Source organism: Paraprevotella clara YIT 11840, assembly GCF_000233955.1.
Classification (GTDB): domain Bacteria; phylum Bacteroidota; class Bacteroidia; order Bacteroidales; family Bacteroidaceae; genus Paraprevotella; species Paraprevotella clara.
The window spans coordinates 162,652-188,284 of record NZ_JH376597.1; the positions used below are offsets into that span (position 1 = coordinate 162,652).

General features: G+C 42.5%; 23 protein-coding genes, 1 tRNA gene and 1 pseudogene. All 25 read right to left on the bottom strand.

Annotated elements, in window-relative coordinates:
• Window positions 1-24: 24 nt before the first annotated feature.
• Window positions 25-711, bottom strand: coding sequence for a DUF4276 family protein (locus HMPREF9441_RS06950; protein WP_244949662.1), 687 nt, complete (start codon window positions 709-711; stop codon window positions 25-27).
• Window positions 678-1,772 carry an AAA family ATPase gene (locus tag HMPREF9441_RS06955; protein ID WP_008619569.1) on the bottom strand — a complete coding sequence of 365 codons (1,095 nt, stop codon included), beginning with the start codon at window positions 1,770-1,772 and terminating at the stop codon, window positions 678-680. Before HMPREF9441_RS06955 ends, HMPREF9441_RS06950 begins: the two co-directional genes overlap by 34 nt.
• Before the next feature lie 336 nt (window positions 1,773-2,108).
• Window positions 2,109-2,181: transfer RNA gene (locus HMPREF9441_RS06960), tRNA-Gly, on the bottom strand.
• 144 nt (window positions 2,182-2,325) lie between these two features.
• On the bottom strand, window positions 2,326-2,715 hold the full coding sequence (locus HMPREF9441_RS06965; RefSeq protein ID WP_008619590.1) for a rhodanese-like domain-containing protein: 390 nt from the start codon (window positions 2,713-2,715) through the stop codon (window positions 2,326-2,328).
• 38 nt (window positions 2,716-2,753) lie between these two features.
• On the bottom strand, window positions 2,754-3,401 hold the full coding sequence (locus HMPREF9441_RS06970; protein WP_008619592.1) for a nitroreductase family protein: 648 nt from the start codon (window positions 3,399-3,401) through the stop codon (window positions 2,754-2,756).
• A 34-nt stretch (window positions 3,402-3,435) separates the two neighbouring features.
• Window positions 3,436-4,329 carry an AraC family transcriptional regulator gene (locus tag HMPREF9441_RS06975; protein ID WP_008619593.1) on the bottom strand — a complete coding sequence of 298 codons (894 nt, stop codon included), beginning with the start codon at window positions 4,327-4,329 and terminating at the stop codon, window positions 3,436-3,438.
• Window positions 4,330-4,479: 150 nt separating this feature from the next.
• A complete protein-coding gene (eno, locus tag HMPREF9441_RS06980; RefSeq protein WP_008619594.1) occupies window positions 4,480-5,760 on the bottom strand; it encodes a phosphopyruvate hydratase in 1,281 nt (426 codons plus the stop codon).
• 138 nt (window positions 5,761-5,898) lie between these two features.
• Window positions 5,899-6,564 carry a hypothetical protein gene (locus tag HMPREF9441_RS06985; RefSeq protein WP_008619595.1) on the bottom strand — a complete coding sequence of 222 codons (666 nt, stop codon included), beginning with the start codon at window positions 6,562-6,564 and terminating at the stop codon, window positions 5,899-5,901.
• Window positions 6,539-7,351, bottom strand: coding sequence for a metallophosphoesterase family protein (locus HMPREF9441_RS06990; protein WP_244949663.1), 813 nt, complete (start codon window positions 7,349-7,351; stop codon window positions 6,539-6,541). The genes HMPREF9441_RS06985 and HMPREF9441_RS06990 overlap by 26 nt, the downstream gene beginning before the upstream one ends.
• Before the next feature lie 335 nt (window positions 7,352-7,686).
• Entirely contained in the window at window positions 7,687-8,418 is a 732-nt protein-coding gene (pflA, locus tag HMPREF9441_RS06995) for a pyruvate formate-lyase-activating protein (protein ID WP_009391503.1), read from the bottom strand.
• A 10-nt stretch (window positions 8,419-8,428) separates the two neighbouring features.
• Window positions 8,429-10,669 carry a formate C-acetyltransferase gene (gene pflB, locus HMPREF9441_RS07000; RefSeq protein ID WP_008619609.1) on the bottom strand — a complete coding sequence of 747 codons (2,241 nt, stop codon included), beginning with the start codon at window positions 10,667-10,669 and terminating at the stop codon, window positions 8,429-8,431.
• Between the two features lie 131 nt (window positions 10,670-10,800).
• On the bottom strand, window positions 10,801-12,687 hold the full coding sequence (locus HMPREF9441_RS07005) for a DEAD/DEAH box helicase (RefSeq protein WP_008619613.1): 1,887 nt from the start codon (window positions 12,685-12,687) through the stop codon (window positions 10,801-10,803).
• Window positions 12,675-13,634 (bottom strand): acyltransferase family protein, encoded by a 960-nt coding sequence (locus HMPREF9441_RS07010; protein WP_244949664.1) that lies wholly within the window; start codon window positions 13,632-13,634, stop codon window positions 12,675-12,677. The genes HMPREF9441_RS07005 and HMPREF9441_RS07010 overlap by 13 nt, the downstream gene beginning before the upstream one ends.
• A gap of 7 nt (window positions 13,635-13,641) precedes the next feature.
• Entirely contained in the window at window positions 13,642-14,391 is a 750-nt protein-coding gene (locus tag HMPREF9441_RS07015; RefSeq protein ID WP_008619615.1) for a WecB/TagA/CpsF family glycosyltransferase, read from the bottom strand.
• 38 nt (window positions 14,392-14,429) lie between these two features.
• Window positions 14,430-15,311, bottom strand: coding sequence for a glycosyltransferase (locus HMPREF9441_RS07020; protein ID WP_008619616.1), 882 nt, complete (start codon window positions 15,309-15,311; stop codon window positions 14,430-14,432).
• Between the two features lie 347 nt (window positions 15,312-15,658).
• A complete protein-coding gene (locus HMPREF9441_RS07030; RefSeq protein WP_008619618.1) occupies window positions 15,659-16,726 on the bottom strand; it encodes a glycosyltransferase family 4 protein in 1,068 nt (355 codons plus the stop codon).
• Window positions 16,727-16,912: 186 nt separating this feature from the next.
• A complete protein-coding gene (locus tag HMPREF9441_RS19175; RefSeq protein ID WP_272869425.1) occupies window positions 16,913-17,116 on the bottom strand; it encodes a serine O-acetyltransferase in 204 nt (67 codons plus the stop codon).
• A 306-nt stretch (window positions 17,117-17,422) separates the two neighbouring features.
• Window positions 17,423-18,532: a glycosyltransferase family protein gene (locus HMPREF9441_RS07040; RefSeq protein WP_008619622.1), complete on the bottom strand. Its 1,110-nt coding sequence runs from the start codon at window positions 18,530-18,532 to the stop codon at window positions 17,423-17,425.
• Between the two features lie 13 nt (window positions 18,533-18,545).
• Window positions 18,546-19,592, bottom strand: a complete 1,047-nt coding sequence (locus HMPREF9441_RS07045; RefSeq protein WP_008619624.1) for a glycosyltransferase — start codon at window positions 19,590-19,592, stop codon at window positions 18,546-18,548.
• Between the two features lie 327 nt (window positions 19,593-19,919).
• Window positions 19,920-20,066 (bottom strand): annotated as a pseudogene (locus HMPREF9441_RS19290) (DapH/DapD/GlmU-related protein); the annotation flags it as partial.
• A 554-nt stretch (window positions 20,067-20,620) separates the two neighbouring features.
• Complete coding sequence (locus HMPREF9441_RS07060) at window positions 20,621-21,832, bottom strand: hypothetical protein (protein ID WP_008619633.1); 1,212 nt, start codon at window positions 21,830-21,832, stop codon at window positions 20,621-20,623.
• On the bottom strand, window positions 21,829-22,536 hold the full coding sequence (locus HMPREF9441_RS07065; RefSeq protein ID WP_008619637.1) for a glycosyltransferase family 32 protein: 708 nt from the start codon (window positions 22,534-22,536) through the stop codon (window positions 21,829-21,831). Before HMPREF9441_RS07065 ends, HMPREF9441_RS07060 begins: the two co-directional genes overlap by 4 nt.
• Window positions 22,533-23,468, bottom strand: a complete 936-nt coding sequence (locus HMPREF9441_RS07070) for a glycosyltransferase family 2 protein (protein WP_008619644.1) — start codon at window positions 23,466-23,468, stop codon at window positions 22,533-22,535. Before HMPREF9441_RS07070 ends, HMPREF9441_RS07065 begins: the two co-directional genes overlap by 4 nt.
• Window positions 23,455-24,588 (bottom strand): polysaccharide pyruvyl transferase family protein, encoded by a 1,134-nt coding sequence (locus HMPREF9441_RS07075; RefSeq protein ID WP_008619646.1) that lies wholly within the window; start codon window positions 24,586-24,588, stop codon window positions 23,455-23,457. Before HMPREF9441_RS07075 ends, HMPREF9441_RS07070 begins: the two co-directional genes overlap by 14 nt.
• Window positions 24,585-25,616 (bottom strand): hypothetical protein, encoded by a 1,032-nt coding sequence (locus HMPREF9441_RS07080; RefSeq protein ID WP_008619648.1) that lies wholly within the window; start codon window positions 25,614-25,616, stop codon window positions 24,585-24,587. Before HMPREF9441_RS07080 ends, HMPREF9441_RS07075 begins: the two co-directional genes overlap by 4 nt.
• Between the last annotated feature and the right edge of the window lie 17 nt (window positions 25,617-25,633).

The following is a 25,633-nucleotide window of genomic DNA, read 5'->3' on the forward strand; positions in this document are numbered from 1 at the left end:
AATATGCCCCGAACCTCATTCAACCTATACTTTACAGGTGTCAATGATTTGGGTTATCCACCTATTGAATCTCGGACATTTTTCAAGCATACTCATTATCCCCACCTCCAGTGCTATTAAGTTTCCCTCCAACACTTTATTATAATCAGATTTCAAGGCCAACAATCTTTTAGAAGGTGCTCCCTCTGGAGATGAATTTATATCTTCCGGATTTTCATACGAGGAAACAATATTATTTGTTTTTTTAGCACATTCTTCTGAGAAGTAGTACTCAAAACCATTATTATTAGAAAACAAAAGAGCCTCAAATTCATGTAACTGGATATAAGAAAAGAAACGTCTATCTCCGATATGTTCATTCATAGCGCTTTCCAGTGCTTTGACACGCTCTATTTTACTGGCTTTCGCCATACATTCTTCATACCTCGGCATGGTGTTAGGTATCCTGAAAAAGTCGATGAATGTAGTTACAACAAAATCATTCCTTGAAGATCCCAAAAGCGATTTGACGGTATTCCATAAATGCTGGTAATTCACCATTCCACCTCTCCCGTTCCTACTGGTCCGGATCAAAACCGGAGTAATATTGAATACGCCAAATTCTTGTAAATAAAGAGAAATAACAGTATTGACGAATTCCTGCTCAGTTTGTCCTTCCACAACAATATATACACGTCTCATAACTGTCCTCCTATCATATTCTTCTCCCACAAATCACTAATTGACAAATCGTATTCATCCATCCATGTCGCCAAATCCTCCTCTGACAAATGCCTAAAAACAGATTGGCTCTCAATCCTATCCACAACTATAATATCTTTCACATCAAAGCAATTCACTAAATTTGTAGATTGTGTGGATAAGATAATCTGACTCTTATTGGATGCACGTTTGACAAGTTCGGCAAACTTATTTATAGCAGCAGGATGCAAACCAAGCTCGGGCTCATCAATCACAATAACCTCGGGGGTTTTCGATTGCAACAGTAAAGTGGCTAAAGCAATAAAACGTAAAGTCCCATCCGAAAAACTGTATCCGTTAAGATACATATCTGTCTCCTTTTCTTCCCATTCCAAGCGTATTCTTTCCTTATCATTTACATCCGGACGTAACTTGAAACACTTAAAATAGGGCGCAATCGAACTTACCACTCCTTCTATCAACCGAAAATTAGTTTCATCATTTTGCATCATAGAATAGAGAAATGCCGCTAAATTAGAACCATTGTCACGAAGGCATTCGTTATCATTGATATTACAATCTCCACGCATAGGAGAACTTGCACTGGTATCATGAAAATGATATACCGTAAAGCTACTCAAATATTTCTTTAAATAACCGGCCCTCCATTTGAGATTTTGGATTAAAGAAGATTCTTCAACAGCGGAATCCCATAGCGTCTTATTCCATTCCGCATAATCCTTACCTTCTGTATGGAAATTATTGAAATAATCCCCCGTTTTTTCTATAAATCCCTTATTGGATTGCGCGGGTTTTATTTCAAAAAAGAAAGCATTATTATTATCGAAATCTAATAATCCATGGATGGAAGGAGATACCTTCCTTCCACGATACAACAAGCTGTCAATACCACCTTTTGACAAAGTATAACTTCCGAACCGTTGCTCATATATGGCTTTCGTCAATTCAAAAAATGAGATAAAATTACTTTTACCCACACCGTTTGAACCAATGAGCACATTCAATCGGTTTAAGGGTAAAGACAAATCCCTTATCGACTTATAATTATTTATTACAACCTGCTCTATCATATCATACTATTTTTATTTTTTCAATCAGTCCCGTAAACTATCTACACATCTCACAAAGCCATGAAACCTCTTCATCCCATTTTGATTTATCATCTATATCAAAAGAGCATACTTTTATCTTTCATTACTTGTACTCCACACAAATATACTATATTCACACAATTCCAACAATCATATTATGGATTAAAGATAAAGTATTAACGATATTTTATGGCACATATCAAGACTTTGCACGACTACATTGCATTAAACGTTATAACGGGGCTATCCGGGTAAATAGCATTTACCTCACGAATACAACAAAAAAGACCTGCTAAAAACAGCAAGTCTTACATGAGCGGAAAACGGGACTCAAACCCGCGACCCCCAGCTTGGAAGGCTAGTGCTCTATCGACTGAGCTATTTCCGCATGATTTCCTTGAAATCGAGTGCAAAGATAATGAAAAGAGCCATTATATGCAAGTTTATCGCGAAATTACAGTCATTTTTTCACCCCAAATAGTCTCTTCTTTTCACTGGCCCCCCGGACTCATCCGTTTCAAGACTTGTCCCGTCACTGTCCGGCCTTCGTCCATTCCATGTATCCACCGTCAAGCTCCACCACCTTATAATGAAGCTCACTCAGAATCCGTGCTGCTTTCTTGCTGCGCTTCCCACTCCGGCAATACAAGACTATGGTCTTGCCTTTCGGTAAAACGGCCTTGCTCTTCTGTTTGAAATCCGGTTGTAACACGTCTATATTCACCGCCCCGGCAATATGTCCCTCCGCATATTCTTCAGCCGTACGTACATCTAAACGCACGACCGCCGTATCGGCAATGTATTCTTTGAATTCCGCTACGGAAAGCGAACGGAAATCCCCGTCCGAAACATGGCAACCGAAAAGGCTGCTCAAAAATGCACTCATTCCCATGGCTACCCCCAGTATATAAAAACGTTTCATACTTCTCGTTCTTTAATCTCCAATCAACAAAAACCGCATCATTCAACCGTTCGGACCTTGTTCATATCACGAGGTTTGGGAGAAGGTTCTTCATCCGGATAACCGAAAGCTATGGCATAAAGTAATTTATGCGTTTCGGGAAAATCCAATTCATCAAGCAATTCACGACCTTCCGGTTCATTCAGGAAACGGCAAATACCACCCAAGCAACATGAACCAATCCCTAACGATTGTGCCGCAATCATCATGTTTCCGCCCAATAGTCCGCAATCCACCTGCGACAAATCATAAGTCGTATCGCATGCGATAAATACCAACACAGGTGCACCGTATGCCGCTCGAAGAGTGGTTTCCTCCTGTCCTTTCCCCATGAAACGGCTGTAAGCCGAATCTATCGAAGCCAACAAACGGGGATTGTCCACGACACGCACTTCCCACGATTCCAGTCCTTTCCCGTTGGGAGCATACACTCCACATTCCACTATCTGTGCCCACTTGTCCTTCTCTATCGGTTGCGGCTTGTATTTCCGGATGCTGCGACGCTGTAGAATCGTATTCACGACTTCATTTTTTACCACCACACTGTCTGCCGCCCCCGTTTCTCCTTCACGGGAAACAGGCGCTGTATGGCAACTGTAAAGCAGGGAAATGCCTGCTACTAAAGATAATAGAGCTTTCGTATTCATGTCTCGTTCCTCAAATATATAATTATTTAAAATCTTACCCTTTCTTCTTTGATTTATATTCCGACGGCGACATGCCCATGTATTTCGTGAACTGTCGGGAAAAGTAAAGCGAATCCTCATAACCGACCAACGGACTGATCTGACTGATTTTCAACTCTGTGAAATCCAAATAATGACAGGCTTCCTGAATGCGGAGGTATCCCAAATAACGCAAAGGGGGAGAACCGGTCTTGTCCTCAAAGACATTGGAGAAGTAAGACGGGGAAAGTTTCACTTCGCGGGCAATATCCGTCAGACGGATTTTCTTATTCAAGTTTTCCTGCATGAAATGAATGGCACGCTGCACCACGTCTCGTTTTTCCTGCACACCCGCAAAACGGCACTCACGGTATTCTCCAAGAAACTTCATGGAACCTAAGAAGTGGAAAAGGCTCGTCGTGGCATACAACATGTAGTTTTTGTTATACCCAGAACTGACCGAAGCATAAATTTCTTCAAACAGCATCAGACGTTCTTTGATACGGGAATGTTCTGCCGGTGAAATATCATGCGGCTTACTGAAACCCACACTGAAAAAGGCGGCTTTCGCGCCATCGAAATGAATCCAGTAAATCGTCCAAGGATTCTCAGCCTTACTGCCATAAGCATGCGCCTTATATTTGGGCAAAATGAAAAACTGGTTGGCCCCAACGTCATAACGCTTACCGTCCAGTTCGAACCATCCCTCCCCCTCTACACAATAAATCAGCACAAACTCATTGGAATCCTCCTCTTTCCGCTCACAATAATGAAAACCAGCATGCGGATAATAACCGATATCCGTGATGTAAAGCTCGCGGCCCAAAGGGTCGCGCTTCAACTCTTCTATCAAAAATCCCGGCAAGACAACTATCCGTTCTCCCTTGAACCCTTCCTTTATCCGTGGCATGGCCTTTAATTTTTAAGGTGCAAACAAAGTTAGGAAAAACAAAGATATGAAAAGCCATGCCTCCCTGTTTTTCTTGCAAAAAAAGAGTTGCATTCGGTAAAATATCTCCCGAAGCAACTCTTTTTTCATTCAATCACAATACGTAAAGTCTCACTTGATGCGCTTATAACCATACACAGCCAAATCCCCCAGTTCTTCCTCGATACGGAGCAACTGGTTGTATTTGGCCATACGGTCGGAACGGCTCAAAGAACCGGTCTTGATTTGGCCGCTGTTCGTAGCCACAGCGATATCGGCAATCGTAGCGTCCTCTGTCTCTCCCGAACGGTGGGAAGTAACCGTTGTATAACCATGACGATGAGCCATCTCGATGGCATCCAAAGTTTCGCTGAGCGAACCGATCTGGTTCACCTTGATTAAGATGGAATTGGCACACCCCATGGCTATACCCTTGGACAAGAAGTCCACGTTGGTCACAAACAAGTCGTCGCCCACCAACTGGCAACGTCCGCCGATACGCTCCGTCAACTTCTTCCAACCGTCCCAGTCATTCTCGCTCATACCGTCTTCAATAGAATCAATCGGATACTTCGTGATTAATTCTTCCAAGTAAGCGATCTGCTCGTCTGAAGTACGCTTCTTACCCTTTTCACCCTCGAAAATGGTATAATCGTACACTCCATTTTTATAGAACTCGGAGGAAGCGCAGTCCATACCGATCATCACATCCTTGCCCGGTACATAGCCGGCAGATTTAATGGCTGCGATTATGGATTCAAGAGCATCCTCGGTGCCATCCAACGAAGGAGCAAAACCGCCTTCATCGCCTACTGCCGTACTGAGTCCACGGTCGTGAAGCACTTTCTTCAAGGCATGGAACACTTCAGCCCCCATCCGCAAACCCTCACGGAAAGAAGGAGCACCCACCGGACGAATCATGAATTCCTGAAAAGCTATCGGCGCATCGCTATGCGAACCTCCGTTAATAATATTCATCATCGGGACGGGCATCACGTATGTGTTCACGCCGCCAATATAACGATATAAAGGAATGTCCAAATATTCCGCAGCAGCCTTAGCCACAGCCAACGACACCCCGAGAATGGCATTGGCACCTAAATTAGACTTTGTCTTCGTGCCGTCGAGTGCCAACATCTTGTGGTCGATGGCACGCTGTTCCAAAGCACTATAGCCCACCAAGGCCGGAGCAATTACCTTATTCACATTTTCCACAGCCTTCAACACGCCTTTACCTCCGTAACGTTTTTTATCTCCGTCACGCAATTCCAAGGCTTCGTGCTCGCCCGTAGAAGCTCCTGAAGGAACTGATGCACGGCCCACCACGCCGCATTCCAACTCCACCTCTACTTCTACTGTCGGATTACCACGGGAGTCCAATATCTCACGTCCTTTAATTGATTTGATTTTCATATTTACTTTTGTTTTTAATTAAACATCTTTTTCTATGGCAAAGTTCATCACTTTCCGCCATTCGTACAATACCTGAAAAAAGGGATTCTAACAAGACGCAAGATACTGACTTTTAAGTACGCCCGCAAATAGGAGAAGTTAAATATGCAGTTTTATACCGACAGCCAGACTTAAAATTTCTTTAAATTTGATACTGCGGTCACCAAAAAAGGTACAGAAATCGGTATCGCAAGCTCCTAATTCATAATACAAAGAAATGTCCTGTATCCACCAATTAGATACATCCGGCACATCGTACATCACACGCTGACCCAAAGAAAGATTGGCACGAATACGGGTAGAAAAACCGTAATATCCTTTAGGATAACGGTCTGGCTCATGCGTCCAAAACTTATCGCTCAATACGGAGGACAAGAACAAACTGCATGACAAAGGCTGAATCACCCACGCACTCTCTTTCACGCGTAACCGCCAAGGCAAATACGACTGTTTCAGAGTGAAAACGGCCTTATTATGTTCACTTTCAAATTTAGGCAAAAAGCCCAACATGATATCTGTCTCCCACTGCTGCTTCTTCCCGTAGGTCCATCCCGTACCGATTGAAACGACACCGATACTTCCCGCAAACTGTATCTTGTAATGGTCGGGAATCAAACGTTTCCACCCTTCCATACGGCGTGTCATCATTTTCTCATAGCGTGTCGGAACTGTATCCGATGCCGCTTCCGTCACACCCTGCCCCATTACCCAAGAAGGCATGCCAGCCGAAAGCCATATACTAAAAATCGCAACGTTCAATTTCATATCCTTCTTCTTTTATGGTAATGACGTAATACCCTCGCTTCCCGACTGTCGTACATCCGTAATATACGACTCCATCCTCAAAAAACTCTTCTTCAGCCCAACGGTGGATGTGGCCGAACAGACAAAACTGCATACGGGGAAAACTGGTCACATAGTGTTCAAAGGCACGCCCCACATTGTTGTTGAACTCCCCGTCGCCGGGTGGCACGTGCATGGCTACAATGGTTTTCTCTATGCCCGCCGGCATATTCCTCAATTCATCCTCCATAAAATTGAAATCGGGCACCGGATGACTGTAATCATATTCAAGCGCGTTGGTATTCAAACAGATAAAACGCACGTTGCCCACCGTAAAAGCAAAATTATCCTCTCCGAAAACTTTCAGATATACATCGAACCCCGTCCCCAGACAATCATGATTCCCCAACAGGCAAACATACGGCACCCGCAACTTATTCAAGAAATCCCGTGCCCATAAAAATTCTTTCGTCTCGCCGAAATCCGCCACGTCGCCGCCATGCAACACAAAATCAATGTCACCGCGGTTATTGATGATATTCACGACTTCTTTCGTCTCGTCATACCGACGTTGGGTGTCGCTGATCATGGCAAAGCGGAACTCACGCCTTCCCCGCATCTTGTCTTCAATCAAACGGATGTTCTTCTCCGTCAGCCCGACCTCTCCTTCTATACGCGTATCGTAGGGATGATATTCGATGATTTCGCAAGAAGACAATATCCCCATCCCGCAAAGTAGGCCAACGACGGAATTGTATATTCTGCTCATAAAAAACGCTTTTGAATATCAAAGATAGAAAAAGAAGCAATACGAAACACACAAAAAGTCCGTTTCAGACTATTTGGAAAAATAATCCCTACTTTTAGAACAACTGCCAAGGCATATACCACAAGAAAAAAGCACAACAGGGGACAGCCTCACAGAAGCCCTGAAATCAATCTCAGCCAAATGAAAAATCAATCACAGCCAAACGATTTTTCATTTGGCTGTGATTGATTTTTCATTTGGCGCAGAATGATTCGCCGCACTTACCAGCATGAATTACAACATGTTACGCAAAGGAGTATAAAAATAAAGAAATTATACATCACCATACGCACACATCAGCACGGGAAGATGCCCTCAAAACGTTTTTTAATGGCTTCTATCCTTTCCCGGGCAAGAGGAGGCACGTCGGCCAACGGGTAGTCCAACCCGAGTTCCTTATACTTAAATACCCCCATTGTATGATAAGGCAACCATTCTATTTTGCGCACAACCTTGTAATGTCGTACAAACTCGACCAGTTCATCCAGCAGCGTGTCGTCGTCCGTCAGACCGGGTACCACCACATGACGAATCCAAACCTCCGTACCCCTCCTTTCCAACTCGTCAAGCAACGCCCGGGCATTCCGTCCGTCACTTCCGCTGACTTTCCTGCAAAGTTCAGGGCGAAGCGCCTTAATGTCGAGAAGCACCAGATTCGTATAATCCAGCACAGCACATACGCGCTCATTGAACACGGCTCCTGAAGTGTCCAATGCCGTATGAAGACCTTCCTCACGGCAGAGACGAAAAAACTCACGACAGAAATCAGCCTGCAATAAAGGTTCGCCCCCCGTCAACGTCACCCCTCCACGGGCTATGAAACTGCGCACCTTGAGTACTTCGGCAAGCAATTCCTCCGGAGTCATTTGATAACGGGGAGGACGACCGGCATCCCAAGTGTCCGGATTATGGCAATACAGACAACGAAGCGGACAACCTTGCAGGAAAGTCACAAAACGAATTCCAGGACCGTCAACGGTCCCGAAACTCTCAAGTGAATGTATTTTACCCACTAATGGTTTTTCCATATCCTTTATATTACAAAGAGTGGTTGATGGTACGCGAAATGACATCCAACTGTTGTTCACGCGTCAGCTTCACAAAGTTCACGGCATAGCCGGACACGCGGATGGTCAACTGCGGATATTTCTCAGGATGTTCCATCGCATCCACCAACAGATCCTTGTCGAACACATTGACGTTGAGATGCTGGCCACCGTCCGGAGTGAAATAACCATCCAACAGTCCGACCAGATTGCTTACCTGAATGTCACGTTCCTTACCTAACGTAGCCGGAGAAATGGCAAAGGTATAAGAAATACCGTCATGTGCATGATGGAACGGAAGCTTGGCCACCGAAGCCAAAGCCGCAACGGCTCCTTTCACGTCACGCCCGTTCATCGGATTAGCCCCCGGTGCAAACGGAGTACCGCCCTGGCGGCCGTCGGGAGTCGTACCGGTTTTCTTTCCATACACCACATTGCTGGTAATCGTCAGGATGGACTGCGTGGCAACCGCATTGCGGTAAGTCTCGTGCTGACGGAGGTAATTCATGAATTTCTCCGTGATTTCCACTGCGATGGCATCCGTGCGGTCGTCATTGTTGCCGTAAGGAACATACTCGCCTTCACGCTCGAAGTCCACGGCCAGGCCGCGTTCGTCACGAATCACCTTCACCTTGCAATCGCGGATGGCAGCCAAAGAGTCGGCCACGATGGACAAACCGGCAATACCGGTAGCACGGATACGTTGCACATCGCCGTCGTGCAGAGCCATTTCGTATGCTTCATAGTCATACTTGTCGTGCATATAGTGGATAATCTTCAAGGCGTTCACGTACACCTTGGCCAACCAACGCATCATCTGCTCGTACTTCTCCATCACCTCGCCATAGTCGAGATATTCGCTCGTAATCGGCTCGAACTTGGGAGCCACCTGCACACCGGTACGCTCGTCGCGCCCGCCGTTGATGGCATAAAGCAAGCACTTGGCCAGATTGGCACGAGCACCGAAGAACTGCATTTGCTTGCCGATTTTCATCGGAGACACGCAGCAGGCAATGCCATAGTCGTCACCGTAATCCACACGCATCAGGTCGTCGTTCTCATACTGGATGGCCGAAGTGTCGATAGAAACCTTGGCACAGAACTTCTTCCAGTTCTCCGGCAATTTGTCCGCCCACAGCACCGTCAAGTTCGGCTCCGGAGCCGGCCCGAGGTTGTAGAGCGTATGCAGGTAACGGAAGCAAGTCTTCGTCACCAACGTGCGGCCGTCGATGCCCATTCCGCCCAACGATTCCGTCACCCATACCGGGTCGCCGGAAAACAAGTCGTTATATTCGGGCGTACGCAAGAACCGTACGATACGCAATTTGATGATCATCTGGTCCACCAGTTCCTGCGCTTCCTCCTCCGTCAGTTTCCCCTCGCGGATGTCTTTCTCTATATAAATGTCGAGGAAAGTAGAAGTACGCCCTATGGACATGGCCGCACCGTCCTGGTCCTTCACAGCGGCCAGATAAGCCAGATATACGAACTGCACGGCTTCGCGGGCATCCTTGGCCGGACGGGTCACATCGAACCCGTATGCGGCACACATCTTCTCAAAATCCTGTAAAGCATGAATCTGTTCCGTGACCTCTTCACGGTTACGGATGATTTCATCATTCAGTTCCTGAATGTCAAGGCGTTTTTGGAACTGCTTCTTGTCCTCAATCAAACGTGCAGTACCATACAAAGCCACACGACGATAGTCACCGATGATACGGCCACGACCGTACGCATCCGGCAAACCGGTGATGATAGCCGACCGACGGGCCGCCAACATCTCCTCCGTATAGGCTGAAAACACACCTTCGTTGTGCGTCTTACGGTATTTCGTGAAAATCTCCTTCGTCATCGGGTCGAGATGATAACCGTAAGCTTCCAAGCTGTTTTCCACCATACGGATACCGCCCTTCGGGAAAATACCACGCTTGAGCGGAGCATCCGTCTGCAATCCCACAACCACTTCGTTATCCTTATCTATATAACCCGGCCCGTAAGTCGTGATACTTTGAGGGAGTTTGGTTTCGGTGTCATACACGCCTTTTTCACGCTCCACCTTAAACATCTCGGTCAATTTGTTCCACACTTTGCGGGTCTTCTCCGACGACGGCTTCAGGAAAGAATCATCTCCCGTATAAGGAGTATAATTGTTCTGAATGAAATCACGCACGTTGATTTCCTTCTTCCACAGTTCGCCTTTGAAGCCGGCCCAGCTTTCGTTGTTACGTTCCATAATTTATCCGTTTTAGTTATTTATGTGCTAACCGGCTGCAAAGATACGGAGAAATAACGGAATCCCCTATACTAATTTGTAGGTATTTCAAATTTAAAACTATCCTTAGACTACTTTTGTATTCATTCCAATCAAAAACCCGGCCAATGATGAAATCGGATATACATCCGGTCAGGGGTACGGGTTACTGTTCCCGGATAAGGAGGCTTAAAGTCACAAAAACGATTTCCGGAATCCAATATTAGGCGGTACACATTCTGCCCGGGCAACTTTACCAGAATCATTCCTTTGCTGAATCCAAGAAATTCATACAGAAACTGTTCTTTTTTATCATTCACAATCAGATGCTTGCCGATAATAAAAACCTTTTCGGTGGCACAGACCTGCACATCTTCTTTCCGGAACGAGAAGTCCAGCCCACGCTCCCTGAAGCGGAACATGTATGCGGCATCCTGCTTGACTAGTTCAAACCGCCCGAGCCGCCCGAGTTCCGGCATCTTTTCGTAGAGCCTCCGCGTCTTGCTGTCCCAATAGACCTGCCTTCCCGCAAAGTCATACCCCTTAAAAAAATCCCCTTTGCATTCCACCTTTCCATAAAGTTCCGGCCTCAAATCACGCCCTTTTGCATCCACCACCGTCACCTTCCCCCGAAAGACAGCATCATACGGATAAAAACATAGGGCAAAATAAGGTTCCGGCAATCGCTCTATCCGCGTGAACTGCGGGGCACAGACCTCTTTTCCATCCAACGCTATGCCATATTTTCCGCCCTGCATAAACACTTCCATCCCCTCACGCTTCTCTTCTTTCCGTTTGATACGGACCATCTCCAGATTCACCAACTGTTTTTCCATGGCCTCCTCTCCTATATATATAGGATAAGTATTGCACGTTACGGAACGCCCGGCTTGCCTCCCCTCAAACATCCGCTGCCAGTCCCATCTTTGTATCGGCATGCCAAATGCCAGATATAGTCCCACTTGATCCAATATCATCACGTGACTTTTCTTGCTGGATACGCGCATCCCCCGCCCCACCTGCTGTAAATATTTGGCTAATGAAAGCGTGGGACGGGCAAGCTGAATGACCTCCACCTCCGGCACGTCCCATCCTTCTGAGAATATGTCGACGTTGACCATCAACGTAATACGGCCGTTCCGATAGTCTTCCACCAAACTCCGGCGTTCCTCCGGCGGCGTCTTCGCGTCAATCATGCAACAGCTTACCCCGCCCTTCCGATAATACTCCACGATATGACGCGCATGCTCCCGATTAATGGCATATACTATGCCTTTTTTCCCCGAAGCAAACGTTTGGTAAGTATCATACAAATGCCGGATGCTTTCAGGGCAATCCATCACCGTGGCCATCTCTTTCAACTGATAATCGCCATCCGCACCGCGCTTGGACAACAACCCCACCCGGCATACCGCCTTACTGTTCGGGTCGGCACTTATATATTCAAAATCAGCCAGCCATCCCTCGTCGATAAAGCGTTCCATACTCCACGCTTGGAGCAACACCCCGAACAAGTCCGTGAAAGGTTCGCCGCTCAACCGGCAAGGCGTAGCCGTCAGTCCCAAGAAAAGAGCCTCCGGCCACTTTTCCCACAATATGCGGTAAGTCTTCGCCAAGGCATGATGAGCCTCATCCACAACCACAACAGAAGGGCAAAAAGAAAGACTATCTATACATCGGCTCAACGTCTGTATGCTCGCCACCCGGACGTTCTCCGCCAACAACGCCTTCCGGCCACCGGCAATCACCCCGTGACGTACTCCGAAACGAGACAAGGTTTCCGAAATCTGCTCTACCAATTCTATCCGGTGCGTCACGACCAACACCCCGTCCGCAGCATTCTCGCGAACCACGGCAGCCATCAGGAACGTCTTTCCCGTCCCCGTAGGCATCTGCACCATCACGCTCCGGCTTCCGCCCCACCATTTTTCATACAGGCGGTGCTTCATCTCCCGCTGATAGCTGCGCAATTCCGTATAACCAACATCTACTTGCTCCATATCCTGCTATATGCAATAGCTGTACTATATGACAAAAGCAAACACAACACGAACACCACAGCAATCGGTGCATTATGCCCGATATAATAAAATATGATGTCAAAGACCAACATGTGTACTAAATACCATTCGTATGAAAAACGGTTGGTCCACTCCAACAACCGGTTAAGCGGCTTGATTCCCACCTTATAGATGATAAGCGCAAGAGACATATAACCCACCAAAGAGGGTATATCATTGTAAAGTTTCCATGGCCACCCCGCGAAACCCATTATGCCTGTCAACCCCACACCGGCCATACACAACGGCAACAAACATTTCCACCGGGGCACTTCCAGTGCTTTAGGATTGCCATGATATATTTCTGCCATCTTCATCCCTAAGCAAAACTCCCATAAATATTGCAGGAAGAAACTGTTCCAAACTCGCTCCTCTGCATACCCTAACAGGCCTACGGTCGTAGACCATAACAGGCTGATAATGAGCGCAAGCTTTACCCCCCCCCGAATGTTAAATAACTTAACAATAAGAGGCCAAGCAAGATAGAACTGAATGATAGTAGACACAAACCACATCTGCCCTCCCATAGAACTCTCCAGTTCGGGAACGAACATTTTGAAGAGCAGCAAATTGCCCCACAGCGGCATGAACCATTCACGCCCCATACAAGCCATCCAGACAGCCGTGGCCACGCACAAGACGGCCATCGGCATATAAATCCTCGTAAAACGTTTCTTCAGGAAAGCAATGTATCCTAAAGGCTTACGAAGGTAAGAAAGGTATAATCCAAATCCCGAGCAGAGGATAAAGACGTGCACTCCGGCACCACCAAAGGCCGCTGCTTTTTCCCATATTCCGGAAATCCCCAACATCCCTACAAGATGCATGATTACTATGGTAGAAATGGAATACCCGCGCAAAAAGTTTACCACATCAAGCTTTCTCATTTTCATTTCAACGTTTAAACGGGTTACGATAAATCCCAAGTAGTTGCCGACCGAAATACCAAAAGAATTTCACATCATCCACAAAGTATCTCCTGAACATTCGTTTGGGTTCCATCAGAAACCTGTAAAACCATTCCATCGCCAACATCTGCATCCATTTCGGTGCCCGCTTCACATTGCCGGCCTCAAAGTCGATCGTAGCACCCAAAGCCATCCATATATCAACTCCCGGCATGCGGCTTTTATGACGGAAAATCCATTTTTCCTGTTTGGGCGCCCCCACACCGACCAGTACCACATTGGCACCGGAAGCATTAATGGTACGGTAAATCAATTCATTTTCCTCTGGTTTGTTTTCAAAACCATACGAAGGAGACATCGCCCCCACCACGATTTCGCGCCCCACCGAGGCATTGATACGTTCCATGGCCTTTTGTGCCACACCTTCCATCGCACCCAAAAGAAATATCCGGCAATCCGGATTATCCTTATGATATTGATAGAAAGCCGTAAAGAAACTGCTACCCGGAATGGCTTCCGGTATTCTTTTCTTCAGCAAACGAGAGCACAAATACAAGATTTTACTGTCGCAAACCACCCACTCCGCCTTTTGATAAAGGTCATAAAACTCACGGTCATGCTGGAGTTTGACCAAATGATCAAGATTCGGAGTGACCAATACCCCGCGTTTTAAGCTTTGCAGCAGTTCAATCCGGGTAATGGACAAGAGGTTCGCATTCAAAATACGAACAGACATGAAATAAAAAAATTAATGTTATCGATTATAATCTATGCCTACAGTCCCATCTTATGTCCTGTAAGTTTCCATTGCACATGCTTTAAAAACACCTTTATAGCATGCGGTAAAAATCGGCTCCAACAATACAAACGTCCCACATTCAAGGTTCGATTCAACGCAAAACAGGATAACAACTCCGAATCCCGAACGAAACGGAAATCAAGACTCATTTTAACATCATTATCCACATTTCGCTCATGTACGACTTCGCCCCATAACGGCTCGTCATCCTTAGTATCCAACATAACGGAACGTACATTTTCCATCCGAGAGAGATAATAATGAGTACCAAACTCATACACCGTTTTCAAATGAGATCCAAGCGTAAAGTCTTCTACCCTTGAAACGAAATGATTGTTTGGGAAACTTATCCACAGCGCATAGTTTTGCTTTAGGAAATACTGTAAACCTCTTTTATAAAAGAAAAAAGTTCCGCCGCAGAGCCTTTGTGCATCATTTCGTACCGCAGCCATATAGTTGCAACCCAATACGTCATCGTTATCCAACCACGAAGTAATTACTTTTGTCGGCTGCACACACCCTTGTAAATCATTCTCTATCCAACGCGCGAAAACTTGCGGATAGAACCGGGCATATTCGGATTTCACGGGTACATACTTAAAATTTTCACATCTTTCCGCCCATCCTTTTACACGCTCACGATAAACCGGCGGAGTATCCCCATCGAAAAGTACAACCCACGTAAAATCCTTGCAACTTTGCTGCAAAACACTGGGCAAAGTATATTGTTCAAAAAGGCGGAACCTGTCTTCCAACCACACTTCATCCCGAGTCGCCAATCCACGCTTATCCTTGTTCCACAACGGAAGGTTGAAACGTGTCAACAAATAGTGCCGAACGGGAGTAGTGCTACACATAGTTAAAGCATGAGATACTTCGTTATAAAGTATCAATTGTTATTATACTCATAAAACCATATTTAAACCGATAATGCAAATGTACATAATAATCATCACGATTCAAAATGTAAGCATCTAATTTTGAGGTATCGCATAGGGAATTATGGAAGAGATTGTAGGGTACTTTGTTTTTCAAACAGAAGTTCTGTATGGACTCACCGTGTGGCATGGCTTCCGCCTTGTAGCGAATGAACAGCCTTTCAAAATCACTGCTGCTATACATAATGTTTTTAATTTTGGACTACAGCAGCGAAGGTCGTGTTTTTTATTCTTTGAAGCAATACGTCATTTTTGGACGCTTACTGTTATACATTTATAAGTGAGTTGTAAATCCCTTCCAAATCCCTGAAAACCCTTTCCGGGAAAAAGTCTTTTGCCCTCGCGAACGCATTGTCCCCCTGCACTTTTATCACTTCGGGATGTTCTATATAATGCCTTATCGCACCAGCTATCTCCACTGCATTGCCCGGTTGTACAAGCATTCCGTTCTCTCCGTCCTTTACCAATTCAGGTATTCCGCCCACCGGCGTCGATATTACGGGGTGACTGTAACTCATCGCCTCTAGTATGGCTATGGGCAGACCCTCATTATATGACGGCAGGACGTACACATCTTCCCACGCCAGACAATCGGTTTTCTTCTGTCCGGAAATCCATCCCTCGTAGCTTACAAACCTTTCCAGACCATGCTCTCGGATATACGTACGGACATTGCCGTCAACCTCGTTGCCGCCCATACGCAAAATGAGCTTGTCCTTGAAGTAATCCTTGTTGTCACTTACGGCCTTGAGCAGGTCGAACGCTCCCTTACGGTTACTTATTTCACCCATGTAAAGCAAGTGCAGCTTACCGTCATCGTGCCTGACGTTGGCGGCAACAGGCGGCAAAACGATATTGTTAAGCACACGAATCTTACCCTCTTCCACGCCAATGGACGAGAAGTAACGCCGCCACGACTCAGACAGAACAATCAGGCAGTCGCAGGCATTAATTGTACTGACAATGCCTGCCTTGTCGGTAGCCGCATCATAAAACTCGATGAAGTCGGCAGCGTGCTCATGCAGAATCACTTTCTTTCCGCATCTCTGTACAAGCCCTATGAACATGCGGCAACGGTAAAACGACGCGTTGGCCGCACCATGTATATGCACAATCCTGATGCCACGGTCAAACTGGCACAGCCACCATGTCCTTACCATAGCCTGTGCCGCATACCACGCTTTCACCACCTTGCCGCCCAACCGCCACGTGGGCACAAATTTCATTCCCTCAATATACTTCCCGTACGAAACGAGTACGGCGGTCATCCCCCCTTTAGTCTTCATGGACACGCCAAGGAAGAGAACTTTACGAGCTAAATCCTTATTAATCACCTTCTTTATATCATATTTTTAATTGATGCTCTTTTACATATTTGATTATCACTTTTTGCCATGTGAAAAACCAACTGTTGCATCGCATCCATCATCATTTAACTTATTGCCTTTCACTTACAAAGCTCAATGCTATTTATCAGTGGCAATAATAAAGCTTTTGCTTCTCAGGCGTGTTTACGGCTATCACTTTTGCCGGAATACCAACAGCAATGAATTGTCTGGAACGTCTTTCGTAACGACGGCATTTGCTCCAATGGTAACATTATTTCCGATAGTGATGCCACCTATTATCTTTGCACCGCTTGACAATATGACGTTATTACCGATACGCGGTATGCCCGATGTTCCCACACCAATTATTACACCTTGGAATATAAGACAATTCATTCCTATTATTGTCGCTTCATTTATCACGATACAAGAAAAGTGTTGAAATCTTAATCTTTCACCAACCTTTGTTTCTAACCGCAGTTGTATTCCCGTAAGGTATTGATTGTGCTTATGGATAAAAAAAACGATTGCATATAGCATCTTGAAAAAGATGTTTTTCTTTGTCCTCAAGTATGCTCCGAGCCTAAACCACACAGTAAATTTAAAAGATGCGTTGGATAGGAAATATTTTATCCCCCCATTTTTTCCGAGGAAACATTCTCAAATCCCCTCGTATTAAAGACAAGCACTCATGAAATTTCATCACTTACAAATTTTGAAAGCCTCATTAAACCGCCTTGTCCAAGTATGTTCCTTTTCAGCTCGTACCCTCGCTGCTTTTTTCATCAAATTAACAAGACTTTCATTTTTCTTATCCAGATAAAACTTTGCCTTATCTACCATTTCTTCTTTTGAATGATAAAGCACAATTTCTTTACCATCTTCAAAATATTCAGACAGTTCTTCTGTATAACTTGCCAATTGCAGCCCACCACACATTGGAATTTCAAAAGTGCGTAGATGCGTTTTGTTTACAGGCTTCTTCAAGATATAAGTATCCCGCAGTTCAGTTATATTCAAAGAAAGTGTTAAGTCTGAATACAAGCCAACCATTTCATCATCGCTGACCGACTTGTGCTTGGTCAAGAATTTGCTTTCGGAACATAAATCAGTCTTCTTCATCAGTTTATTCTTAATAGTAGAATAAAGCACCTTGCGCCCTATAGGAAAACGCATATATCTGATTGCCTTTACACATACGTCCAATGGATCAAATTGTTGCACTTTTCCCAGCGAAGTGTTATATCCTATATTGAACAAGGAATCAGAAAAGACATCGCAATATATTCCACTTGCCAACAAATCATTTAATTTGTTTACCCGGCTACCATAAGGTGAGCCGATAAAGCCAACCTTACTTATCGTTTTTCCCCAACATGGTTTGAACACATAAGGGTTTGCAGCAAATGATTGGAATATAATGTTTTTGCATCCCCACCTCTCAAACAAATATTTTGTCTCTACAGAAGTTATCCAAACCATGTCAAACAAAGGAGCTATTGACTTGTGCTTGTATGGCAATTCCAAATTATCCCAACAAATAAGCAATGAAGGTATTCCCATTTTATTTATCTCTTTCATTGTCTCGGGATACAAGACAGAGGAATCGTCACAGTTCATAAACAGGTCAATATCCTCAGTATCTTTTATAGCAGAAATTAATTTTTCGTTAGCTTCATCTGTTGACGGATAATCCAAAGGATTGAATGTAATGATGTGATGTCCACCCCGTTCTAATTCATCAAAGAAATGTATCCTTTGCCATTGATACATTGGCGTTTGCAATTCCTTAAAGAAATAAAATATGTTCATGCTCTATTAGGCTTTATTTGTGTAAAATACTTTTTATAAACAAAATGATTTTCACATAAAATAATGCTGTCGCGTACATCCTATTTCTTTGCAAAAAACAAATCAGCCGGGAGTTTTTGTTTAGTGCAGAATATGGGTACGAGTCTACGGTTTTCCATATGTCTTTATCATTCAACTCTTTCATTAATCTTATTTTCTCATTATATGGTATGTCCATCGCTGATATGCCATATAAATGCGCCCTCATGTATGATATGAAAAATCTTTTCGCCCTAAGACATTCTTTATCAAAATCCCTTGTTTTGCTTGCCAACAAATTATATAACGCCATACTTCTTTCAAGCTTGTCATTAGAGTATTTACTTTGAGTTAATGAAGATGCGTTATTCATGCAATAATAATATAGTGTATCGGGGATATATGACGCTGAATTAGCCGCTTTGAGAAAATCAACTTGGAATGGAATATCTTCAGACAAATAATTTCTTTCTGAATAGAATTTAATATTATTCTCTTTTATGATTTCTCTTTTGTAAATGGAATGCCACACGGACATCTCATATTTCCAATCTTTTTTACACTTAGGTGACGATGAAATAAAATCCAATAATAGTTGGTTAACATCTTCCCCTTTATATATATGCTCAGAATTTACATTGGTATAATGTATGACCTTATTTTCAGAATAAAATCTGTTAAAACCACAATATACGACATCCGACTCTGTTCGGATAGCTGTAACATATAGCTTTTCATACATCTCCAAATCTACGTAGTCATCGGAGTCCACGAACGCGACGTATTCACCGGTTGCAACATCCAAGCCCGTGTTGCGTGCGTAACCAAGTCCGGCATTTTGCTTGTGTATTACTTTTACACGTGCATCCCGCCTTGCGTATTCGTCACATAAGGCAGGACAACCGTCAGGCGATCCGTCATCTACCATGATTATCTCGACGTCCTTCAGTGTCTGGCCGAGCAGCGACCGCATACAGCGGTCAAGGTACTTCTCGACGTTGTAAACCGGAACTATTATACTTACTTTCTGACGTTTATTCATTGTATATGGATATGATTATACTGATATATGGGCGTTTTATTTTCCAAATCTATTATAGAATTCGTTCATAAAATCTTCGAATGAATTGAATGGAGCTTTATGGGACTTCAGCCATTCGTTAAAAGCAAGATCTGAAGTAAATACATTTTTATAAGGGAAATAAGGATAATCTTTGATATTGTATTTATCTACGAAAATCGGATAATCATCTGCGAAATCTTTTGGGATAGGTTCTCTATGTTGGTGTGTTCTTATACACTCTGCGTATTCAAAAACTTCATTGATATATTCTTTTTTACGTTTCTGATAATATTCTTCCAATGAACATATTACTTTGGCCGGACAGCCAACGGCAACAGAATTTGCTGGAATGTCTTTTATGACGACACTACCATATCCAATAATGCAATTATCTCCGATTTTTACCCCTTTTAAGACGGTACATTTTTCTCCAAACCAAACATTATTTCCAATTGTGATTTTTCCATGAGATGGAATAAATTCATGGTAGAGGTTGACAAAGACACGGGAGGCATAATCATGAGACAGTATAGTTAGATTTTTATGTAATAGGACATTATTACCGATTTCCAATAAGTCTGGTCGCGAGGTATCTATTTCTATTGTTCTAGGATATTTGCAGATAGTTCCTTCGCCAATTGTGATTCCGCATCTACGCAGATATTGAATATATGCTTGGCTGTTTCTTCTTTGCCAGTAATATTTGATTTTATTTATAATATTCATATTGCAGTATATTGATTATAAGTAAGCACTCAATTTAGGGCATTCCCTCTTTGAAAGGGCACTTTTCAGTGCCCTAAACCGAGTTATGATAATTAATTAGTGAGTATCCTTAAACCACTTTTGGAAAATGTTATAAGGGACTTTGTTCTTGACACAAAACGACTGGAGGGATTCTCTATGAAGCAAAGCCTCGGTCTGGTACTGAAAGTAAAACCTTTTAAGATCTTCACTGCTATACATAATTCTATAAATTTGGTTGGCAGCGAAGGTATTCATTTCAATTAATAGCCATTTTTTGACTGCTTACACTCTTTATTTGTAGTATTATTCTGTAGGTAATTATTTTTAAAAGTATACAATGACATAACCAATATCGGTATAATGGGGCATGACGTTTGTAACGCATTATTTGTATTTAGTAATAAAAAACAAATAATTATTGTGGTATAAAAAGTAAAATTATTAGCTCCAATGCTTTTTAATTCTTTAAACATGAGAAACAAAAAGCAAATCGTAAAAATTAATCCAGATCCAAATATTAAGTTTACAATTGAGTTCTCAATAGCTATAAGTTCGTTGTTTTGCATTATAAAAAGAACCGTCTCGTCTCGAATACCAAATAGTATATCATTTAAATTCAAAGACATAAGTATGTCTATTAAAACAAACCTTGCATTTGAACTGCCATCATCTTTGGTCAACCCCGTTGATAGACGTGAACCTAATGAATGAGTTTCAATATATGACATACTAAAATATATTACTGTAATTATAAATGCAATAAGCATTGTTTTATGCCATACTTTCATCTTATTGCTCCTCATATCTCTTAGCAAATTAATTACAAATATTCCACCTAAGAAGTATATAGAACTTCTTGTATTGAAAGCAAATATTGCTATGTAACCAAGAAAAAACAAAGCATATCTATTTTGAATTTTCATTTTTGAACTTAATATTATTGTAGACAACATACTGACCAAAAATGCATTCTGAAGAGGATGTCCATGCAAACTATAAGCTCGCATATCCAAACTTGTCCCCATAACATCAATAGCATTAATGTCGGCAAAAAGAATAACTTTACTTACTGATTCAAAAATGGCCACTCCACATTCCAATATAAAGAATAATATCAACATCTTACGTATAAAAAGCACCTGTTTTTTTCTTGTTATACGTAATAGCGACAATAACAATATAGGCTCAATTATAAAATTCAAGAATCCTGACAGACCTGCAGATCTATCAAAAACGACAATATTTAACAACCCGAATACAGCAACAATAAGAAATAATTTCGTTTCAGAATTTGTTAATCTAACAAAAGATATATTCCTTATAAATACTAATAATAAAAACGGCAATGCAAGGTAGTGAGATAAAGCGATAATACCTTTTCCTTCTATCGTTAGATGTAAAAACTGCTGTATTGATAAGCCCAAAAATAAAGTTATGAATATGTATAATAAAAAGGATTCCTTACTTTTCATATTAAAAGACCTCTATATTTGATTACTGTCATCAATTCCTTTAACCTGAAACATATTCTTTTATAAAGGCTGTTTCTACTATCTATCCATAATCCAGCAAAGTCATGTATGGATAAGCTCTCTGATACATTGTAATATTCTTTTGTCCTGCAGTCTTTACAGCAAAATATATTTTGTGGATATATCACAATATCATTTAAATCTTGATATGTATTGTTTCTTTTTAATCCATGTTTCGCAAGAATATCCGTAAACAAATTAACATTGGGTATTAAACTATATCTGATTCCCTTGAAAAAATGCATATCATTATAACATTGCAAGAATTCTTTTATAATAGGATTGTTCTTTTCACTTCCCATTATACCTGTTCCGATATTAATTTCGTGTTCAAATCCTGCAAAAGCCTTATGTGAGCGTAACTTATCAGGAAAAGTCTTTAAAATAATAACATCCGTATCCAAATATATACCTCCTTCTGAATAAAGTGCATAAAGCCTACATACATCTGAAACGAAAGCATACTTTTTTGCAAAATAAGCTTCCCTTGTAAAGTTTAATTGATCAACATCAAAGTTGCCTTCATTCCATTCCTTAATCTCATAATCAGGAAAACATTTTTTCCATGTATCAATGTACCTCAACATACTTTGAGTCTTTTGATTATGTCCGAACCAACAATAATGTATTTTCTTGGGTATCATATTTTTGTTTTTATCAAACTTGCTATTTTAAACATGTGAAAATATGCAAAAACCAAACAAATCTTAATTTTTCTTCCATATTTATATGCAAGAATTGTACTTAACGGTGTTTTATAATAACCGTAAAATTCATCTTCGGATAATTTATTATGATTAAATGCTTCTAATTTTACTTGAAATGCCACTTCGCTTATTATCACATCATTTGGTATTGGTAATATCTTCTCTAATTCTGACACATATTTTTTTCTCATTAAATATGTTTGCTCTGTATAATTTCTTGTTATTGAATCATTTGAAAACTGTTCATAGTGATAAAATCCCTTGTGGATGAATGATATTCTTAAATCATTCAAAAGAAGTTGGCTTAACACTAATACATCCTCACAATAGTCCACTCCTTTTATAAACCTTACGTTATATTCCTTATATAAACTATGCCTTATCAACTTATTCCATAGAGAACCAAATAATTTATTTCTCAGTATATCTGTTAATATGTCAAACGAAGTCTTTGATTGCGTTTTCTGGCATTGATAAAATGATCCTTTTACGTTTTCTGTATAAAAATCAGATATTAAAATATCAGCTTCATCTTTTTCTATCTTATTATACATTTCATAGAGCATATCTGAAGAAACCCAATCATCAGAATCCACATGAATCGAATATATCCCATACGCATTATCAATACCGATTTGTCTTGCCGAACTTACTCCACCGTTTTCTTTATGTATCACGCGTATGCGTGTATCCCGTTTCGCGTATTCATCGCAGATACGACCGGAGCAGTCGGTACTACCGTCATCGACAAGCAGCAACTCGAAGCAGGTGAATGTCTGGACGAGTATACTGTCAATGCAGCGTGACAGGTATTTTTCCGCGTTGTAAACAGGGACGATGACTGATATTGTAGGATTATTGTTTTCCATCGGTTGTGTTCAAATTGCCAACAAGATAATTCATCGCTTCCCTTTTCTTTTCCGCCAACATGGCCATGATGTCTGCCCTGTCTGCATCCTTACATTCAGTATACGCATGACCATTGGTTACAAGCCTATCCTCAAGTCCGAACATGGAGAACAGTGAATTGAAACGTGACATGCCACGATCGGCGTTACCCACGGCTACGAAAGGCTTGCCAAAGAGAATGGAGAACACGCAGGCATGAAACGAGTCGGTAACAACGAACTCGGCATCATAGAAGCCGCGAAGCCATTGCTCCAATGGTGGCTGTATGCGCTCACCGATGGGCGAAGCTATGCTATCGCTCTGCGATTTCACGTTGAAAGGTGTCAGTCCCTTTTCGTCAGCTATGCGCCTTACCACCCCCCTTTTCTCTTCCGTCTCGTCCAACATATAGCATAAAAGGTTACCCTTGCTATTGGGCGTGCCAACCGTCTCAAACAATTTCACGTAATCATTCTTGTCAAGAAGCATCGTAGGGTCAAGCACATGCCGCGCGCCAACACCGAAACGCTCCCGGCACAGCCTTACGCCCGAATCCTCCCTTACAGACACCGCATCGAACATCCTTAACAGTCTGCCGCACTCTGATGTCTGCTTGGCAGTATATTCCCATTCGTCCGTGCCGAACGACGCGGCGTATGCTATGCGCTTGATGTTCCACCCCTCGGCAAATTTCAGATAGGCGTTCCCTATCTGTTTTATGCCGAAATACCTTGGCCGCCACACTTGGTCGCTGCCAACTATTACCGCATCATATTCTGATTCTTTAATATCTGAAAAATCATCGTATTCAACCAAATGAATATATTTCTTTATAAACTTGTCTGTATTCTGTCGTATTATGGATTGCTCCCTGTGACATTTCTGTTCGTACAAAACTGGGATTTTATGCCCTAGCAGATTCATCACCATTCTTTTGCCGTAAACGTATGGCATTTTATAAAAAGGCAAGCCGTAAGGTCTTTTCCACTCTACCACACGCACCTCGTGCCCCAAACGTTCCAACACAGTCTGCAACGCGTATGCCTGCAATATGCCTCCGTAATTTTGATTCAAAGGAAGCGTCAGTATCCCGATTCTCATAATATATGCAAGTCTTTTAATACGATTCTTGTAAACTTCCGTGCGCCCTCTTCACTCATGAAGAATGAATTACGGAAATATCTTTCATCGTCAAACCTCTCATCGTCCATATAGTTCAAGAACAGCACATTATGCGTGTTTGCCTTCCGGATAAACGGATAGATGTAATTATCACGAAAAGTCGGAGTGAACTTGTTTGAAAGACTTTTGTGCATGGGGGGAATGACAATGACCGGACGCAAACTCCTTTCCATGCAGAAAGACAAGATGTCGGTCAATAGGACTATACGTTTTCCCTGTCCTTTAAGATTTACCGGTGACAGTGGAGCATTTAGTTCGTCTATACCGAACTGGGACATCCAATTCTCAACCCATATCTTTGAATCGTCAATAAAGCATTTATCGGGCTGTGTTTTGCCTGCTTTCGTCTTCTGTTTCTGAACCTCTTTTATAATGCTTTTTATCGAGAGCTTAGGCAAATACAGTAAAGGGTACTTTCGCCTTCTTGATACTGCTTTATAATCATCTATTAATTCACAAGGAAGTGTGTAATAATATTTATCATTGACAGTCTTGTCCCATTTGCCTTCCACGTCCAAACCTGATAATGGACACAATGATATTATAACCGTCCCGTTTTCTTTAAGAATACTGAAATATGTTTTCAATACTTTAAAACCATTACTTAATAATTGCGGTTGCTCTCCCCAATTGAATGCTTTTACGGGTAATCCGGAATAATCAAAAGCATATTTCGCTGATGAACTGCCGATATTCACTACGTCAAAGTTACGTTCCAAATGTTCTCTATACCACTCATTCGTCGGATATAAAGACATGTCGGGAATCGTGCTTTTATACCATAAGGTCGTCTTGACAAACTTATTTGCGAACCAAAAAGTGACAAGAAGAATTAACAAGAACACCAACAAGCCAAACATGGCAATGGCAACGGAACCTTTTATCGCTGACATTAAAGCGCATATAGCCAAATACGCAAGAACCAGTATGTACAGTTTCTTTTTCATGTAAAATCTAATTTTCT